The sequence below is a fragment of the Actinocorallia sp. A-T 12471 genome (assembly GCF_033875155.1).
Classification (GTDB): domain Bacteria; phylum Actinomycetota; class Actinomycetes; order Streptosporangiales; family Streptosporangiaceae; genus Actinocorallia.
In genome coordinates this window covers 544,875-561,830 of record NZ_JAWZTE010000002.1, presented here as the reverse complement: position 1 = coordinate 561,830, position 16,956 = coordinate 544,875, and the positions used below count along the sequence as shown (strand labels likewise).

The window sequence follows — 16,956 nt, the reverse complement described above, 5'->3', positions numbered from 1 at the left end:
CGTCTCACAACCCACGACTCGTTCTCGCCCCTGTTACAACTCCACCCAAGGCCGCCCACCCGGCCGTGCGGCCTGCTGGTGCGCCCGATCCCGGCGCGCGGCGGCGCTACGCCTGGGCCTCCCCGGCGGTCGACCCGAACGGGGAAGCGCTGGCCGACCCGGTGGCCGGGGCGGTGGGTGGGGTGGGGGGTGGGGTGTAGTGGTGGGTGAACCAGCGGCGGGCGCGGGTCAGTTCGATGGGGCTGTCGGTTAGTCGGGCGTCCCAGTCGGGGGCGGGGACCGGGCGGGAGGCGGGGCCGGGGGAGAGGGCCACGCGGGCGCGGTCCTCGAGGGCGTAGAGGCGGGTCGCGGCTTCCAGGGGGTCCGCGCCGACGGCCAGGGCGCCGTTTCCGCGCAGCAGCAGGGAGGCTTCGGAGCCGAGGGCGCGTGCCGCCGCCGCGCCGCGCTCCGGGGTGGAAACGAGGGCTACGGAGTCGTGGACCGGGACTCGGCGGCCGGCCATGAGGCCGAGGCCGTGCAGGGCAGGGAGTTCGGCGTCGCCCGTGCCCCAGCGGACGGCGGCGGGCGGGTGGCCACGGCAGATCGCGCCGACGTCGGGGCGCGCCGCGTAGATCGCGAGGTGGAGCCAGATCTCCAGCGGGACGTCCCCGACGGCCCCGGCGATGGCACGGCCCGCCGCGTCGAGCACGATGACGTCCTCGGCCCGCGCCGTGTCCATCGGCAGCGTCGCGGTGATGGCCGCGCCGCCGTCCGGCAGCCGCGCGGACACATGGCCGAACGCCTCGACGAGCCCGGCGCGCGCGGCGGCCTGCGCGGCGGCGGCGACCTCAGCCCGGATCGCGGCGGTCATGATCCCTCCGGGAGGGGAACGGCCGCGGGACGCAGGCCGCGCAGCGCGAGGAAGCGCGTCCGCGTCATCTCCTCGATCGTGTACCCGTCGCCCTCACGGCCCGCCCCCGCGAGTTCGACGCCGCCGAACGGCACGACCGGCGGCCGGTAGTTGCCCGTGCCGTTGACCACGACCCCGCCGAAGTCGAGGCGCTGCGCGAGCGCGATCGCGCGCGGCAGGTCGCGGGAGAACACCCCTGCGGTGAGCCTTAGCGCGCTTGCGTCCGCGACAGCGGCCGCCTGCTCGTCGGAGTCGACCGGGATCACCGGGAAGACTGGCCCGAAGATCTCGTCGTCCACCGCGACGGCGGCGTCGGCGGGCACGTCGGCGAGCAGCGCGGGCGCGAACCACGGCCCGTCGGCCTCCGCGCGGCCCAGGACGAGCCGTCCTCCGTCGGCGACGATCCCGCCGACCTGCGCGGCGACGCGGCCCGCCGCCGCCGCGTCGATGAGGTGGCCGAGCCTCGCGTCCTCCTTCAGCGGGTCGGTGGGCACGACCTCGGCCAGCGCGGCCTCAAGCCGCCCTGTGAGCTCGCCCGCGACCGAGCGGTGCGCGATGATCCGCTTGGTCGCCGCGCACGCCTGGCCGTTCATCAGGAGCCGTCCGCGCAGCGTCTCGGCGACGACGAGGTCGAGGTCGGCGTCGGGCAGCACGATCGCCGCGCCGTTGCCGCCGAGCTCGAGGTGCAGCGGCCGCAGCAGGTGCGCGGTGGCCCGCGCGACCGCGACGCCCGCGCTGACCGACCCGGTCAGCGAGACGGCCGCGACCCCGGGGGCCGCGCACAGCGCCGCCGAGACCTCGGTCCCGCCGGGCACCACCTGCAGCACCCCTTCCGGCACCCCCGCCTCGCGCAGGATCGCGCAGACGGCGGCCGTGGCCCTGGGGTTCTGCGGCGGCGGCTTCACGATGACGACGTTGCCGGTCGCCAGCGCGGCCGCCGCCTTCTCGACGGTCAGCTCGACCGGGAAGTTGAACGGGATCACCGCGACGACGACGCCGACCGGCACCCGCTCCACGAGGGTCAGGTCGCGTTCCCCGCCCGGCAGCGCCCCGGTGGGCGCGAGCGTGCCCGCCCAGGTGCGGCCGAGCTCCGCGTTGACCTCGAGCAGCCGTGCCGCGCCGCGCACCTCGCCGCGCGCCTGCGCGATGACCTTCCCCGACTCGCGGGCGTGCAGGATCGCGAGGTCTTCCAGCCGTTCGCGCACGAGGTCGGCGGCGCGGCGCAGCACGTCGGCGCGGGCGTGCGGGGCGGCGTCGCGCCACCCGGGGAACGCGGCCCGCGCGGCGGCGACGATCCCGGGCACCGCGTCCGGCATGACGGATTCGGGGGCTTCGGGCAGCTCGGCGCTCATGACCCGCCCTCCGCGACCGCCGCGTCGATCCACGCCGTCAGATGGGCGAGGGTCTCGGGCAGGGCGAGGGGCGTGTCGCGGCCGTCGCCACGGGCGAAGACCGAGCGCACCGAGCCGGGTCCGGCCGGGCGGCCCTCGGCGGCGAGCCGTTCGGTGAGCGCGGCCGTCGCGGCGGTGAGCTGGGCGCGCGTCGGCATCAGGTCGAGCGCGCCGGGCAGCACGTCGAGGACGCCCCTGAGCGGCTTCGGCCCGGTCAGGCCCTTGCGCGCGGAAGGCAGCCCGTCGGCTTTGCGCCTGCTTGCGTCGGCGAGGAAGCTGATGTGGGTGAGCCCGGGAGACACCCACGCGGCTATGCCCGCGTAGTGCGGCGCGAGCCTTCCGAGGGCTGCGGCGAGCACGTCAACGAGGGCGTTGTGCATGTCGGCATACGCCTCGCGTTCTGCCGGACCCCACTTCCACGTGCCGTTCGCGCCGGGCGTCGCCGTGGAGTCGTCCCGGTACGGGGACACCGAAGTGCCCCGGGACTCGAACAGGCCGGGGTCGTCGTAGGAAGTCGCCGGGCTCTGCTCCCCACGCCAGTGGCAGGACAGCTCGTAGGGGACGATCCCCAAGGGCTCGCTGACGACGAAGCGGTCAAGGACCCAGCCGTCACGCACGAGCGGGGACACGTCGAGCAGGGACGGGTCCTCGCCCTCGGCAAGGCACGCGGTGAGCCCGTCGGGGATCTCGCCGCCCGAAGGGACCCACCCCGCCGCGCGCAGGGCAGCGTTGATCCCCCGGTGCTCCCGGCTCGTGACATACGGCTTGTACTTCGTGCACGGAAGCAGCACCGCGACCCTTCCCGCGTCGGCTCCGGGCACAGGGGTCGGCGTCCAGACGTCCCGCACGAAGTCGATCCAGGCGGCGATGCGCGGATGCCGCAAAGACTCGAGGTTCTCTTGCGGCGAGTACAGGCACAGCGAAGGGTCAAGGACGAACGGCGCGCGGATCTTGCGCGCGGAGACGGGGAAGCGCGCCTCCCGGCTCAGCGCCGCGGCGTTCACGCGCCCTCCCTGACGACGAGCTTCATCGAGGTCGGGTCCCAGTTGTTGCACGGGCTCAGATCCTGCGGGCAGGCCGAGACCAGGACAAAAAGGTCGCGCTCGGCGCGCAGCGTGATGGTCGACCCGGCCGGGTGCAGCGCCGGATCGGTGACGACCTCGCCGTCAGCCGTCACGCTGTTGTGCATAAAGACATTCCAGGCGTTCTCCCCGCGCACCTCAAGATCAAGTCCGAGCAGGTCGCGCGCCTGGAGCAGGTTGTCCAGGCAGCTGCGGTGGTCCTTCACCCCGTAGGAGTACTCGTACCGCTCCCGGTCGCAGCACGGCACGACGATGTCGTGCCGCCCCACGTCGTCGCGCAGGATGGTCAGCAGCGGGTTGCGATGGTTGGAGTAAAGGCTCTGCCCTGTCTTCAGCAGCACCGACGTGTTCACCGCGGCGGTGTGCGCGGGCGACAGGTACTCGGCGGGGTCGGCGGCGTCATAGGCGACGAGGTCGGCCACCTGCGACCCTTCGAGGTCCACGAGGTCGAGGAGCTGCCCGGCGGCGACGCGCACGCCGCGCCCCTCCTTCGCCGGGATCACCACTTCGGAGACGGTCATGTGACGTGTCCTTCGTTTCAGCAGACGTGGGCCGAGCCGGGCGGCTCGGGGACTTCCGGGGTGATCCGCGCCTTGCGGGCGGCCGCCGGGGTGTTGCGGCTGGTCAGCGCCTTGATCTCGCCGTCGATGAGGACGAGGCTGATGCCGGGGATGTCGCCGCGCGCAAGCGCGCTGAGCGCGTCGGGGGCCTGCGCGCCCCAGGGCGCGTCCATGACGACGAGGTCGGCGGGCCGTCCCGGCGCGATGACGCCCGCCTCGATCCCGTAGACGGCCGACACGTTGCCCGTCGCCCACGCCCACGCGACGGCGGGGTCGACCCCGGCCAGTGAGCTGAGTTCCGCGACTGTCTTGAGCACGCCGAGCGGCATCGTGCCCGTCCCGGTGGGGGTGTCGGAGCCGAGCACGACGCGTCCCTCGGCCCCGTGCTCGCGCACGAGGTCGACGAGCTCGATCGAGCTGCGCAGGTTGCCGGCCTGGACGAGCTGGAGCGCCATCGACGTCTCCGCGACGATCGTGCGCAGCCCGGCGGAGTCCAGGGAGGTCGGCCCGCCATTGATATGTCCGCAGATGTCGGGCGCGAGCAGCATCAGATGGTCGGTGGTGATCGGCTTGGAGCCGGGGATCGACGCGCCGCCCGAGTGACAGGTGACGAGGATTCCCGCGTCCTGCGCGGCCCTGACCTGCGGGAGCCCGTCGGCGGGGTCGCTGTACCTGCCGAACCCGAACTTCGCGAACCGGACACCGAGCCCGGCAAGCTCGGTGAAGTCAGCGGCGGTCAGGACGGGCTCGAGCACGATCGAGCCGCCGTTCACCTTCATCCCGCCCGGCCGGTATTCGCTCCACGACCGCTGCGCGAGCACCGCGAGCGCCTTGACGCCCGCCGCGTCATGCGGCCTGCCGGGGAGGTGGATCTCGCCGGGCGAGATGACCGAGGTGATGCCGCCGTGCACGTAGGAGGCGAGGAACCCTACGGCGGTCTGCCTCGGCGTGTAGTCGCCGAGCACGACGTGGCAGTGCGAGTCGATCAGGCCGGGCGCGACCGTAGCACCCTGGGCGTCGATCACCTGGTCGACGTCGGCGGGCCCGGCCGAGGTGCCGAGTTCGGCGATCCGTCCGTCCACGATGAGCAGGTCGCCCGGTTCGGCGACGGGCGCGGCGAGGTCGCCGGTGAGCAGCGTCCCGATGCCGGTGACCAGCGTGCGGCTCATCGGGCCAGCTCCGACAGGTGCGTGAGCCCGGCCTTGCGCACGAGGTCGCGCGCGAGCGGCCGGGAGCGCCGGACCGTCTCGGCGACGTCGACCGTCACCACCTCGCCGTCCGCGACAGAGAGCCGCCCGTCTACGAGCACCTCCTTGACCTCGCGTGAACCCGCCACCCAGACGACGGCCTGGTACGGGTCGTGCACGTTCGCGAGCGTCGGCGACTCCCCGTCGAGCACGACCACGTCGGCGGCCTTGCCGACCTCGAGCGACCCGATCGTGTCGGCCATCCGCAGCGCGCGGGCCCCGCCGATCGTCGCCATCTCGAACGCCTCATAGGCGGTCATCGCGGTCGCCTGCTGCGAGGTGACCCTGGCGAGCATCGCCGCCGACTTGAGCGCCTGCAGGAAGTCCTGGCTGTCGTTGGAGGCCGCCCCGTCCACGCCGATGCCGACGTCGATGCCCAGCGCGCGCATCTCCGTGACGGGCGCGGCCCCGCTCGCCAGGATCATGTTCGCGACGGGGTTGTGCGCGACGCCGACCCGGTGCAGCGCCATCAGTTCGCGGTCGTGCCGGTCGACCCAGACGCAGTGCGCGGCGAGCGTCGGCGCGGCGAACAGGCCCTCGTGGGCGCAGTGCGCGACGGGCGAGCGGCCGAACCGCTGGAACGTCGCGGTGACCTCCTCGCGGATCTCCTGGAGGTGGATGTGCACGCCGTGCCCGCCGCCCGTCGCGAGGTCGACCGAGGCGGCGAACAGCGCGTCGCTCTGCCCGCCGACCGCGCCGATCCCGACCCGGAACGTGCTGAGCCTGCTCTTGGCGGCGGCCTCGCGCAGCGCGGCGTGCTCGTCCATGCGCGGGCCGATCCCGTCGGACGCGCCCATGTCGCCCGCGCCGAAGGAGACGACGCCGCGCAGGTTCAGCTCGTCCAGCGCGTCCACGACGCCGGGCGTGACGGGCTCGGCGTGCGGGTCGCACACGAACATGTCGTTCGCGGTCGTGATCCCGCTCCGCAGCATCTGGATGCCCGACACAAGGGTCCCGACATAAGCCGACTCGCGGTCCAGATGCGGCTTGACCGGGTTGATGAGGGCGTGGATCCACTCCCAAAGCGTGTACTGCTCGGCGATCCCGGTGATCAGCCCTTCGGAGAAGTGCCCGTGTGTGTTGACGAACCCGGGAAGGACGAGGTCGTTCGGCCCGCCCAGCTCGACGGCGTCCGGGTGGGCCGCCTTCAACTCCGCGTACGGGCCGACGGCTTCGATCAGCCCTCCGGAGACGAGTACGGCGGCGTCCTTGAGCGCCCCGGAAGGCCCCGCGGTGAGGACGTGCCCTCCACGGACAAGGGTCTTGCGCGTCATCGCTGCTCCGAGATCTCTTGCGGAGGGGTGTGGTAGTCGAAGAGGCCGTCGCGGGGCTCGGACAGCTCCGCGTACAGCTCGGGCCGCCGCGCGCGCAGCAGGCCGGGGATGGCGTCGAACGGCTTGACCGCGCCGAGCTGGTCGTCCTGGGCGCGCAGCCACCGCAGCCGCGCCAGGTCGAGCGGCGCGACGGCGAGCTCGGCACGTCCGGCGACGGCGAGGGGATGCTCGGGGCCGGTGACCATCGCCGAGCCGGACTCGACGTCCCACAGGTTGTTGGTCAGCGCGAGGTAGCACTGGTTCTCCACCGCCCGGACGCGGGCGATCATCTCCCAGTTCGGCGCGAGCGACGTGAAGCCGCCGCCCGCCGGCGACAGCAGGATCTCCGCGCCGCGCAGCGCGAGCACCCGCGCGGGTTCGGGAATCCACAGCTCGGAGCAGACGACGATCCCCATCGGGACGCCGTCGAGCGTGAACGACCCGAGGACGGGCCCCGGCGCGACCCAGCCGCCCGTGTCCTTGGGCGGGACCGTCGCGGGGTGGCTGCGCTCGTACCGGAACGCGGGCGCGCCCGTCCGGTCGGTCACGTGGACGACGAGGCGGAACAGGCCGTCCGGGCAGCGCTCCATCCGGCTCCAGCACACGTTCACCCCGTGCGCGCGGGCCGCCTCGGCCATCGCGGGGGCCGCGTCATAGGACTCGGCCTCGGTGAACGGCCCGGGGCTGTGCTCGGGGAACAGCACGAGGTCGGCCCCGCGCGCGGCGGCCTCGGCCACGAGCTCGACGGCCCGTGCGGCGTTGTCTTCGCGCCGCTCCGGCGGCGCGGTCCTCGGCTGCGCTACGGCGAGCGTGTACGTGTCCGGCAAGGGTTCCTCCTCGATCTGGCGCAAGAGCGGGGCGCAAGGGCGGGGGCGGGGGGCGGGGGCGGGAGAAGGGCTCCGCTCCCGCCCCCCGTGGGGGAGAGGGCTCAGCGGGTCAGGACTTGAGCCCGATCGAGGTGTCGATGAACTCGTTGGTGACGAGGTCCTCTGGCTTGACGTCGGCGACGTCGGCGTCCGGCGCGTACTCGCCGATCAGGTCGATCAGCTTCTGCACCCTGGCCAGGTCGTAGTCGCCGAGCGTGGCGTTGTCGCCGTTGGCGACCAGGCCCATCTCGATCTCGGCCTTGGCGGCCGCCTCGGCCTGGCCCGGCGTGTAGATCCAGCTCGTCTGGTACTGGTCGACGAGGTCGACGATCAGGTCGTTGGTCGCCTTGTAGTCGGTGATGTAGTCCACCTGGGCCTGCTGGAGGATCGGGACGAGCTTGGCCAGGCAGTCCTTCTGCTTCGTCACGTCCTCCTTGCGCACGACCATCGACTGGAAGTACTCGGGGAACCCGGTGTCGTGGATGAGCTGGCCGACGACCGGCTTGCCCCACGCCTTGGTCTCGACCTCGTACATGTACGGCTCGGCGGTGATGAAGCCGGTCTCGGCGACCTTCCCGCCCGCCGCCACGAACGTCGCGGGCTTGGGCGAGTCGCTCTGGTCGATCTGCGCCTTGTCGATGACGCCGGTGCCGACCAGGTACTCCTGCCAGACCGTCACGTCCGAGCCGAGCAGGATCTTGACCTTGTCCTTCTTGAGGTCGGCGATCGTCTTGGCGTCGGGGTAGGTGGCCGGGTCCCAGTAGATCGCGTACGGGCTCTTCTCCAGCTGGGCGAAGACCGAGACGACGGGCGTCTCCTTCTGCGTCACCAGGTGCTCGGACACGCGTCCGTAGCCGAACATGATGTCCTTGTCCTGGTAGAGCAGGGACTGCGCGGTCTGGTAGCCGACCGACGCGCCGCCGATGCGGATCTCGACGTCGACGCCGGTGTCCTCACCGGACGCCATCAGCGGGCCCTTGACGGACTTGGCTTCGACGTTCGCGGTGTAGTCGTCGCCGAGGAGCTTGTAGATGCCGCCGTGCTCGGCCTCAGGCTCCCAGTCGGCCTGGATGACGACGGTCGCCGGGCACACGCCCGAGAGGGCTCCGGTGCGCGCTGCGGCGTCGGTGGGCTCGTCGGCGTCGCCGCAGGCGGTGGCGAGCAGGCCGAGGGAGGTGACGAGGGCTGCGGCGCGGACGGCGCGGCGGCTGAGGGGTCTGGACATGGCTCGTCCTTTTCGGTGGTCGGGCGGTCTCGGGGAGTAGTCGAGGAGCGCCGAGAGAAGGCAAGGAGTCGAGGGATGAGGGAGAGAGGGGACGGGGGAGAGGGGATGGGGAACTGAGGGGTCAGGAGGCCGGGCGTTCGCCCGCGCCCCACGCCTCGGACCACGCGCCGACGACCCTGCGGCCGAGCGCGCCGAACACCCAGAAGACCGCGACGCCAAGGACCGCCGCGGCGAAGACCGTCGCGAGCATCTCGGCCGACTGGAGCCTGCCGCTGTAGCGCGACAGGAGCAGGCCGAGGCCGATCGCGCCGCGGCCGAAGAAGAAGTCGCCGACGACCGCGCCGACGATCGACAGCCCAGCGGCCGTCTGGAGGCCCACGAACACCTGCGGCAGCGCCGCCGGGATCTGCAGCTTCAGCAGCCGGGTCAGCGGCTTGGCGCGGGCGAGGGTGAGCAGGTCGTGCAGGCCGCGGTCGGTGCCGAGCAGGCCCTGGAGCGGGTTGATGACCAGCGGGAAGATCGAGATGATCACGCAGACGACGACCCGGGCGGTCAGCTCGTACCCGAACCAGAACCCGATGACGGGCACGATCGCGAGGATCGGGATCGTCTGCAGGAACACCACCCACGGGTACAGGGACCGCTCGATCCAGCGCGCCTGCGCCATGAGGACGGCAAGGACCGACCCGATGACGAACGCGATCGCCAGGCCGATCAGCGCCGCCTTCAGCGTCTCCCAGCCCGCCAGGAGGATGTCCTCGCGCACCCGCTCGTCGAGGAACCCTTCGTTGATCACCTCGTGCGGCGGCGGGAGCAGGAACCTTCTGTCCTCCGCGAGCACCTGGTAGGTGACGAGGTACCACCCGGCGACGATGAGCGCGAACACCCCGAGTGGCGGAAGGACGCGGCCCAGGGCGTGCGTAAGACGCCTGCTCATGACGCCTCCTCCAAGGCACGCGCCACCTTCCCGGCCAGATCGGCGAACTCCGCGGTGTAACGCAGCTCGGCCGGACGGGGGAAGGCGAACGGAACGGTGAACTCCGCGGTGATCCGGCCCGGGCGCGCCGACATCACCACGACCCGGTCGGAAAGGAACACCGACTCCTCGACGGAGTGGGTGATGAACATGCCGCCGAAGCGGCGCTCCACAAAAAGCTCCATGAGCTGGAGGTTGAGCCGGGTCCGCGTGATCTCGTCCAACGCGCCGAACGGCTCGTCGAACAGGAACAGCTCGGGCTCCATGACCAGCGCGCGGGCGAGGCTCGCGCGCATCTTCATGCCGCCCGACAGCTGGCGCGGCAGATGGTCGGCGAAGTCGGCGAGGCCCACCGACTCCAGCGCCGCCTGCGCGCGCATCCGCACGTTGCCGCGGTTGGCCCCGGACAGCTCGCCGAGCAGCTCGACGTTACGCCGGACCGTACGCCACGGCATGAGCGTCGCGTCCTGGAAGACGTAGGCGACCGAGTCCGTCGCGGTCCGCACCGAGCCGGAGGACGCCTTGTCGAGCCCCGAGGCGAGCCGCAGGAGCGTCGACTTCCCGCACCCCGAAGGGCCGATGACCGAGACGAACTCGCCCCGCGCGACCTCGAGGGTCACCGGGTCGAGCGCCTTGACCGACCCGAAGGAGCGCGTCACGTCGGCGAACGAGAGCAGCGGACCCGGCCCCGTCACGTCAGACCGTCCCGGCCGACGACGTCGGCGTGCGCGATCCCGCCGAGCCTCGCGTTGAGCCGGCCCCGGTTGGCGACGGCCACCGCGACGAGGATCTCGTCAGGGTAGGGCGCGTCGGCGGGGTACAGGGTGACGGCGTCGTAGTGGTCCCGTACGTAGAGGGCGTCCTTGTGCGCGAGGGGGAGGGTAAGGGGAGTGCCCGCAGCGCCCACACAGGTGGCCGAGGACACCCAGGCCGCTCCGCCGCCGACGGCGTCGCGCAGGGCGTTGCCGAAGGGCGTGGTCACGAACGACACGACGTGCTCCTGCGACCCGTTCGTCCCGGCTATGCCGCCCTTGCCGTAGCTCAAGGCGGGCTCGCCGAGGATCTCCACAGCCATGTCGCCGAGGATCGTGCCGAGTACGGGGCTGGCGTCCACGGCCGGAGACAGGTCCGCGTGGTAGCCGCCCGCGAACGGGTTCGCGATGACCGCGCCCACGACGACCTTGCGCAGCGGCTTGTCCGCGACGATCCCCTCACAGCTCAGGTCCTCGGTCACCTGCGTGAGGAACCTGCGGATCGGGAACGGGAAGTCGCTCATGCCGGCACCGCCTTGGCCGCCGCGGCCGCGGGCGGGTACACGGCGTCGAAGAGACCGGCCCCAAGGGACTCCAGGTATCCCAAGACGTCGTCGGTGTCGGTGACGTCGCAGTACTTCATGTGGACGTCCATCAGCGCGACCTTGTGCGACAGCTGCGAGCGGTCGAACGCGGCCTCGTGCGGGATCGTCACCTTGAGGTCGTAGGAGACGGCGTCCACCGCGGTCGCCCTTACGCATCCGCTGGTGGTCGACCCCATGAGGATCAGGGAGTCGGCCTTCAGGTTCGTCAGGTGGCTCATCAGAGGGGTGCCGAAGAACGCCGACGGCTTGCGCTTCTCGATGAAGATGTCGCCGTCCTCGGGCGCGACCTCGTCGACGATGTCGTTGCCGCGGTGGCCCATCACGTCGACCACGTCGGTCGAGCGGTGGCTCTTGTCGTTCCAGACGCCGAGGTCGAAGCCGTCGGGGCGGCGCGGGTTCGTCGTGTAGACGATCGGGAGGCGCTTGCGGCGGGCGACCTCCAGGACGCGGACGATCGCCGGGATCGAACGCGTCCAGGACTCCGGGCCGCACGCGTAGCGCCAGCGCTTGATCGAGTCGAGGATCGGCTCGTCGGTGTCGCCCGCGAAGTTGTAGTTCACGTCGATGACGACGATGGCCGGGCGTGAGCCGAACCCCGCCCTACGGCCCCACCCGGCGGCCTCGAAGACCGCGCGGTCGGTGGCGTCCAGCACGTCGTCCCAGGGCGCGACGCCGCGCTCGTACAGAGGAGCCATCTCAGTTCCCCTTCATCGCGTTGTACTTGTAGGTCTCCTTGGCGAAGCCGGGCCGGGTGAAGTCGGTGCCCAGCCAGCGGTTGCTCGGCGCGACCCTCGTCGGCTCGGTGACCGCGAAAGCCTGCTTCTTGCCCATGGGGGTGCGAGGCAGGTACTTGCCCTGCGACTCGCCGACGGGCCGCATGCCGGGGGAGTCGTCGGCCCACTCGGCGGTGACCTTGCCGCGCAGGATCGTCTTCACCGGCCAGCCCGTGAACCTGTGGCCCTCCATGATCGACCAGCCCGAGCGGGTGTTCAGGTGCTCCTTGCCGACCGTCACCTCACGGCCCGCGTCAACGATCGTGATGTCGGCGTCGAAGCCGGGGAGCAGGGAGCCCTTCTGGCCCCACAGGCCCGCGGTCTTGGCCGGGTTCTCACAGACGACCTGCACCATGCGCTCTATCGAGATCCGCCCCTTGGCGACGCCCTCCGACAGCAGTACGGGGAGCAGCATCTCCACCCGGGAGAAGCCGGTACGGCAGTCCCAGATGTTGGCGTTGTACATCTCCTCGTAGGTGGCGGGCTCCCAGCCGACCACGTGGTCGGAGCCGACCACGTCGACAATGCCGTCGGCGAGGGCGACCCACAGGGCCTCGATGTTGTCGCGGCGGCGCAGCGGCACGTTGATGCGCCAGCCCTGCTCCGGCTCGGCCCACAGCCAGGCCGGGCCCGTCTGGGCGTACACGTCGACGCCTTCGCCGCGCGCCTTCAGCACCTCGTCGAAGCTGAGCTGGGTCGTGCAGTGCTGGAGGTACAGGGAGACCCGTCCCGGCGTCTGCTGAGCCAGGTAGGAGTACGCGCGGATGTGCTGCGCCTCGAGGAAGTCGGGCGACCTGTCGGTCCACGCGCCGAAGTCCGTGCGGCCCGCCTTGCGCAGCCGCTCCTCGAAGATCCGTCCGATCTCCCAGTTCTCCGGGTGGATGTGGACCATGCCGCCGTAGTGCGCGACCTCCTCCATCACCCGGAAGACCGTGCCGTCGTCAATGCCGGTGCCCAGGCCCGCGCGGCGCGACGGCCAGTTGTTGTCGACGCTGTCGGACATCGACTTCATGCCGCGCGTCTGGAGGTACAGCTTGTAGTCGGTGACCCCGTGCTGCTCGACGTACTCGGGGATCTCGTCGGCGTGCTGGTCGGTCTCCAGCATGTAGCACAGGTAGGCGTCGGTGTGCGAGACGTCCTCGATGACCTTCTTGGCCGCGGGGAACGACTCGTGGAAGGACCCGACGTCGGACTTGCCGATGATCTCCTTGAACGGGGTCGTGCCCATGCGCGTCATCGGGGCCTGGATGCCCCACGTGGTGATGCCCGCGCAGGCCGCCGCCCGCGACTCGGTGCGCATGTCGTACTCGAACGGGACATAGCAGCCGGGGTGGGCCTCGGAGTCGACGACGCCGGGAATGACGTAGTTGCCGCGCGCGTCGATGACCTCTTTGGCGTCGGGGAGGAGGTCGTCCGGAGCCAGCGCGACGATCTTGCCGTCCTTGACGCCGATCCCGAAGTCGTATTTCCCATCGCCCAGGACGACGGTCCCGTTCACGACCTTCAGGTCGAGTTTTTCCTCTGCCACTTGTGTGCCTCTCGAGGATGACAGCAAGGCGGCTGCGCTGTGCGTCGTCGGCCTGTCTCCTGTTGCTGCCAGCGCGATACAAGCACAGGGACGAACCGCAACGTCAGCCCCTAACGCCCCATTTCACCCACCATTTACGCAGGCAGGAGCCCGAAACACGGAAGAAACATCGTGGCCATTCGACGGCACAGATGAGAGACAGAGGGTGCAATTCTCCCTTCTGGCATGAAGGAGACAGAAGAGAGACAGAGCGGGTGTCGGCGAGCGGAGTTTTCCACAGGCGGATACTGGGGCTTGCGGGGAGCGGCGGCATAATCGTGCCTGACGGACGGTCGTCGGACGGGGACGGAACGGGGTGGGGCGGTCATGGCGCGTGCGGTGGTGGGGCAGCCGGAGGAATCCGAGCTGAAGAGGGTCATCGGGCGGAAGGTGCTGCTGCTGTTCGTCGTCGGCGACATCCTCGGCGCGGGCATCTACGCCCTCGTCGGACAGGTCGCGGGCGAGGTCGGCGGGGCCATCTGGCTCCCGTTCCTCGTCGCGTTCGTGCTGGCGTCGCTGACGGCCACGGCGTATGCCGAACTCGTCGGGAAGTACCCGAGGGCGTCGGGGGCGGCGCTGTACACGCACAAGGCGTTCGGGCTGCCGTTCGTCACGTTCATGGTGGCGTTCACCGTGATGATGAGCGGGGTCACGTCGGCGAGCGCGGCCGCTCGGGCGTTCGGCGGAAGATACCTCGCGGAGTTCATCACGCTGCCCGTCATCGTCGGGGCGCTGGCGTTCCTCGTGCTGGTGACGCTGGTGAACCTCGCGGGCATCTCCGAGTCGATCAAGGTGAACGTGGTGCTCACCGCGATCGAGGCGTTCGGGCTGCTCGTCATCGTCGCGATCGGGATCTGGGCGCTCATCCAGGGAGACGGGGAGCCGGCCCGCGCGCTGGAGTTCCACCCGCACAACGGGGCGATCCTGGGCGTTCTGGGCGGGACGGCGCTCGCGTTCTACGCACTGCTCGGCTTCGAGGACTCGGTGAACCTCGCCGAGGAGGCCAAGAACCCACAGGCCGACTTCCCGCGCGCGCTGTTCGGCGGCCTCGCCGTCACCGCCGTCGTCTACCTCGCGGTCGCCTTCACCGCGACGATGCTCGTGGACACCAAGACGCTCGAGGCGTCGACGGGGCCGCTGCTGGAAGTCGTCAAGGTCGCCGGGTTCTCGTTCCCGCCCAAGCTGTTCGCGCTCATCGCGCTGCTCGCCGTCGGCAACACCGCGCTGATCAACATGATCATGGCGTCGCGGCTGGTGTACGGCATGGCCCGCGAGGGGATCGTCCCGTCGGTCCTCGGCAAGGTCGCGCCGGTCCGCGCCACCCCGTGGACCGCGATCCTGTTCACCGTCGCGGTCGCCGTCGTCCTGGTCAGCACCGGCGACATCGCCGGCCTCGCCGACACCACGGTCCTCCTGCTCCTCCTGGTCTTCGCCCTGGTCAACGTCTGCGTCCTCCTCCTACGCCGCGACCCGGTCGACCACCCCCACTTCCGCGCCCCCTCCTGGATGCCCGCCCTGGGCGCAGTCGTCTGCCTAGTCCTCGCCTCCCCCCTAACCGGCCGAGACCCCGACGTCTACATCCGAGCCGCCACCCTCATAGCCATCGGCATCCTCCTCTGGCTCGCCAACTACCTCTACACCCGCTACACCACCGGCCGCCTCCCCCGCTTACCCCCACCCCGCCCCCCAACAAACCCACCCCAACGCACACAGCACGCCGAGAAGGTTGGCCGCCTACGGTCACATGTGCTTCCACATTTGCGCACCAGGGCACTAGCCCCATGCAAGGTGAGCAATCCAGCGCACACTTCGGGCAAGGGAAGCGGCGATGCCGCTACGGTTCCTCGGAGGTCACGGACCCGGCAGTCTCGGCCCGACCACGAGACCGTCATCGAGGTGCCCTGGGACGACCTCACGGAGGCAGTTGATTTGGATGGCGAGCGCGTCATGTTCAACCACTTCAGCGGGGTGGGGGACTGGGTCGGGGTCGAGTGGACGAAGGATGTGGAGATCGCTGAGCTTTGTGGTTCGGCGTTCGATGCGGTCTGGAGTCGGGCCACGCCCCACGAGGAGTACCGGGCCGCTTGAAGCCAGTTCCGCAACGTGCCCGCAGGTCTCCGGTGACTCCGCCCTCGGCCGGCGTGGAGCGCGCCCGCAGGGCCCTTGGCGCACGCTTGCGCGAGCTCCGGACTGACGCCGGTCTGTCGGGGCGTGACCTCGGGCGTCTGGCGGGCTGGCATTCTTCGAAGATCAGCAAGATCGAGTACGGCAGGCAGGTTCCCAGCGAAGCCGACCTTCGCGCCTGGTGCCTGCACTGCGGGGTGCAGGACCAGGCGGCCGACCTCGTCGAGTCGCTGCGCGCGATAGACGAGATGTACACGGAGTGGCGCAGGGTTCAGCGCACGGGGATGCGCAGGCACCAGCAATCGGCCGTCCCCCTGTACGAGAGCACGGCCCGGTTCCGCATCTACGAGCCGTCGCTCATCCCCGGTCTGTTCCAGACGCGCGAGTACGCCCATGCCCTCATGAGCGCGGTCATCGCGTTCCGAGGCATCCCCGACGACGCCGACGAGGCCGTCGCGGCCCGCATGGATCGCCAGAAGGTCGTCAGGGCCGGGGTCCACAGGTTCGCCGTCGTCCTCGAGGAAGCCGCTCTGCGGACCCGCATCGGCGGCGCCGACGTCATGGCGGGCCAACTCGGCCGCCTGCTCACGCTGGCCTCTCAACCGAACGTGAGCCTCGGCATCATCCCCGCGAGCGTCGACCGCGTCATCTGGCCCATGTCCGGTTTCTGGGTCTTCGACGAAGGGCGCGTCCTGGTCGAGACGCCGTCCGCCGAGCTGGCCATCACCCAGCCCCGCGAGATCGGCATCTACACGAAGGCGTTCGCCGAGCTCAGCGCGAGCGCGGTCCACGGACCGCAAGCCCGCTCCCTGATTACCGGAGCCCTGGAGGCGTTGGACGCCTTACAGGATTGACGAGCAAACCAACGCACACCGCTGGGACCGCACCGACCACACGACCTAGCTTGCCGGTGACGCATCGTCTATCGGTAAGGGGATTTCTGTGACGTCCTTGGAAAGGCCGCGATACCAGCTCTCGGCTTTCCCGCGTGGGTGCAGCCATCTCGCGCGGCTCGGTGTTCTGTTGGAGGACGTGGGTCTGGTCATTGAGTTGGGTGAGCACGAGGGGGTGTCGAGCTTGCGCGTGACTAACGCGGAGCTGCCGGATTTGGCTTGTCGGGTTGTGGTGCGGGAGAACGCGGAGGTGGGCGGGTTGTGGTTCTGGTACTCGTCGTGGAATGGGGCGATCTGTTCGGTGGAGCGTCCTGAGGTGGCGAGTCGGGATGTGCAGGGGTGGTTGTTTCGGGACCGGCGGGGGGCTGGTCGTGGAGCTTGAGGGCGAGGGGTTCACCGATGCGGTTCCGGTGGTTGAGCCGGAGGTCGCAGCGCTGTTTCGGCTTGGGTGTTTGCTGGAGGGGAGGGGGTTTGTGGTGCGGCGGGTGGTCGGGGGGATGACGGTTGGTTTGGGTGGGGGGAGGGGGGCTGTGGTGGAGGTGGGGTGTGGGGCTCGGGGTGATGATGGGGGGAGGTTGTGGTTCTTCTTTCGTGGGGGTGCGGCGTTCGCGGAGGCGGGGGATGTTGTGGATGCGGTGTTGTGGGTGGGGGAGGTGGTGGTGGGTGGGGTGGGTCCCGGGCCGTTGTAGCGGT

The 16,956-nt window shown here is 70.7% G+C and carries 16 protein-coding genes; 3 read left to right on the top strand and 13 right to left on the bottom strand.

All coding sequences use genetic code 11. From position 1 onward, the window contains the following. Nucleotides 1–106: 106 nt before the first annotated feature. The 13 genes from R9X44_RS07640 to R9X44_RS07580 form a co-directional block, all read right to left on the bottom strand. A complete protein-coding gene (locus tag R9X44_RS07640; RefSeq protein ID WP_319813284.1) occupies nt 107–850 on the bottom strand; it encodes a class II aldolase/adducin family protein in 744 nt (247 codons plus the stop codon). Further along, entirely contained in the window at nt 847–2,241 is a 1,395-nt protein-coding gene (locus R9X44_RS07635; RefSeq protein ID WP_319813283.1) for an aldehyde dehydrogenase family protein, read from the bottom strand. The genes R9X44_RS07640 and R9X44_RS07635 overlap by 4 nt, the downstream gene beginning before the upstream one ends. Further along, nucleotides 2,238–3,284 (bottom strand): hypothetical protein, encoded by a 1,047-nt coding sequence (locus R9X44_RS07630; protein WP_319813282.1) that lies wholly within the window; start codon nt 3,282–3,284, stop codon nt 2,238–2,240. The genes R9X44_RS07635 and R9X44_RS07630 overlap by 4 nt, the downstream gene beginning before the upstream one ends. Continuing rightward, nucleotides 3,281–3,883 carry an urea carboxylase-associated family protein gene (locus R9X44_RS07625; RefSeq protein WP_319813281.1) on the bottom strand — a complete coding sequence of 201 codons (603 nt, stop codon included), beginning with the start codon at nt 3,881–3,883 and terminating at the stop codon, nt 3,281–3,283. The genes R9X44_RS07630 and R9X44_RS07625 overlap by 4 nt, the downstream gene beginning before the upstream one ends. Before the next feature lie 17 nt (nt 3,884–3,900). Beyond that, a complete protein-coding gene (locus R9X44_RS07620) occupies nt 3,901–5,091 on the bottom strand; it encodes an amidohydrolase family protein (RefSeq protein ID WP_319813280.1) in 1,191 nt (396 codons plus the stop codon). Then, nucleotides 5,088–6,443 carry an amidohydrolase gene (locus tag R9X44_RS07615; RefSeq protein WP_319813279.1) on the bottom strand — a complete coding sequence of 452 codons (1,356 nt, stop codon included), beginning with the start codon at nt 6,441–6,443 and terminating at the stop codon, nt 5,088–5,090. The genes R9X44_RS07620 and R9X44_RS07615 overlap by 4 nt, the downstream gene beginning before the upstream one ends. Continuing rightward, entirely contained in the window at nt 6,440–7,309 is an 870-nt protein-coding gene (locus tag R9X44_RS07610; RefSeq protein ID WP_319813278.1) for a carbon-nitrogen hydrolase family protein, read from the bottom strand. Before R9X44_RS07610 ends, R9X44_RS07615 begins: the two co-directional genes overlap by 4 nt. A 109-nt stretch (nt 7,310–7,418) precedes the next feature. Continuing rightward, entirely contained in the window at nt 7,419–8,573 is a 1,155-nt protein-coding gene (locus tag R9X44_RS07605) for a hypothetical protein (RefSeq protein ID WP_319813277.1), read from the bottom strand. A 121-nt stretch (nt 8,574–8,694) separates the two neighbouring features. Next, the gene (locus tag R9X44_RS07600; RefSeq protein WP_319813276.1) at nt 8,695–9,510 is read right to left on the bottom strand and encodes an ABC transporter permease; all 816 of its coding nucleotides are present in this window, start codon (nt 9,508–9,510) and stop codon (nt 8,695–8,697) included. After that, nucleotides 9,507–10,244 (bottom strand): ABC transporter ATP-binding protein, encoded by a 738-nt coding sequence (locus R9X44_RS07595; RefSeq protein ID WP_319813275.1) that lies wholly within the window; start codon nt 10,242–10,244, stop codon nt 9,507–9,509. Before R9X44_RS07595 ends, R9X44_RS07600 begins: the two co-directional genes overlap by 4 nt. Further along, a complete protein-coding gene (locus R9X44_RS07590) occupies nt 10,241–10,825 on the bottom strand; it encodes an amino acid synthesis family protein (protein WP_319813274.1) in 585 nt (194 codons plus the stop codon). Before R9X44_RS07590 ends, R9X44_RS07595 begins: the two co-directional genes overlap by 4 nt. Beyond that, nucleotides 10,822–11,601 (bottom strand): isochorismatase family protein, encoded by a 780-nt coding sequence (locus tag R9X44_RS07585; protein WP_319813273.1) that lies wholly within the window; start codon nt 11,599–11,601, stop codon nt 10,822–10,824. Before R9X44_RS07585 ends, R9X44_RS07590 begins: the two co-directional genes overlap by 4 nt. A 1-nt stretch (nt 11,602) precedes the next feature. Next, complete coding sequence (locus R9X44_RS07580; protein ID WP_319813272.1) at nt 11,603–13,207, bottom strand: dihydroorotase; 1,605 nt, start codon at nt 13,205–13,207, stop codon at nt 11,603–11,605. Between the two features lie 366 nt (nt 13,208–13,573). On the opposite strand from R9X44_RS07580, the gene R9X44_RS07575 reads away from it, so the two are divergent. The 3 genes from R9X44_RS07575 (at nt 13,574) to R9X44_RS07565 (ending at nt 16,952) form a co-directional block, all read left to right on the top strand. Continuing rightward, nucleotides 13,574–15,334 carry an APC family permease gene (locus tag R9X44_RS07575; protein WP_319813271.1) on the top strand — a complete coding sequence of 587 codons (1,761 nt, stop codon included), beginning with the start codon at nt 13,574–13,576 and terminating at the stop codon, nt 15,332–15,334. A gap of 32 nt (nt 15,335–15,366) precedes the next feature. Next, on the top strand, nt 15,367–16,224 hold the full coding sequence (locus R9X44_RS07570; RefSeq protein ID WP_319813270.1) for a helix-turn-helix transcriptional regulator: 858 nt from the start codon (nt 15,367–15,369) through the stop codon (nt 16,222–16,224). Between the two features lie 410 nt (nt 16,225–16,634). Next, entirely contained in the window at nt 16,635–16,952 is a 318-nt protein-coding gene (locus tag R9X44_RS07565; RefSeq protein WP_319813269.1) for a hypothetical protein, read from the top strand. Nucleotides 16,953–16,956: the final 4 nt, after the last annotated feature.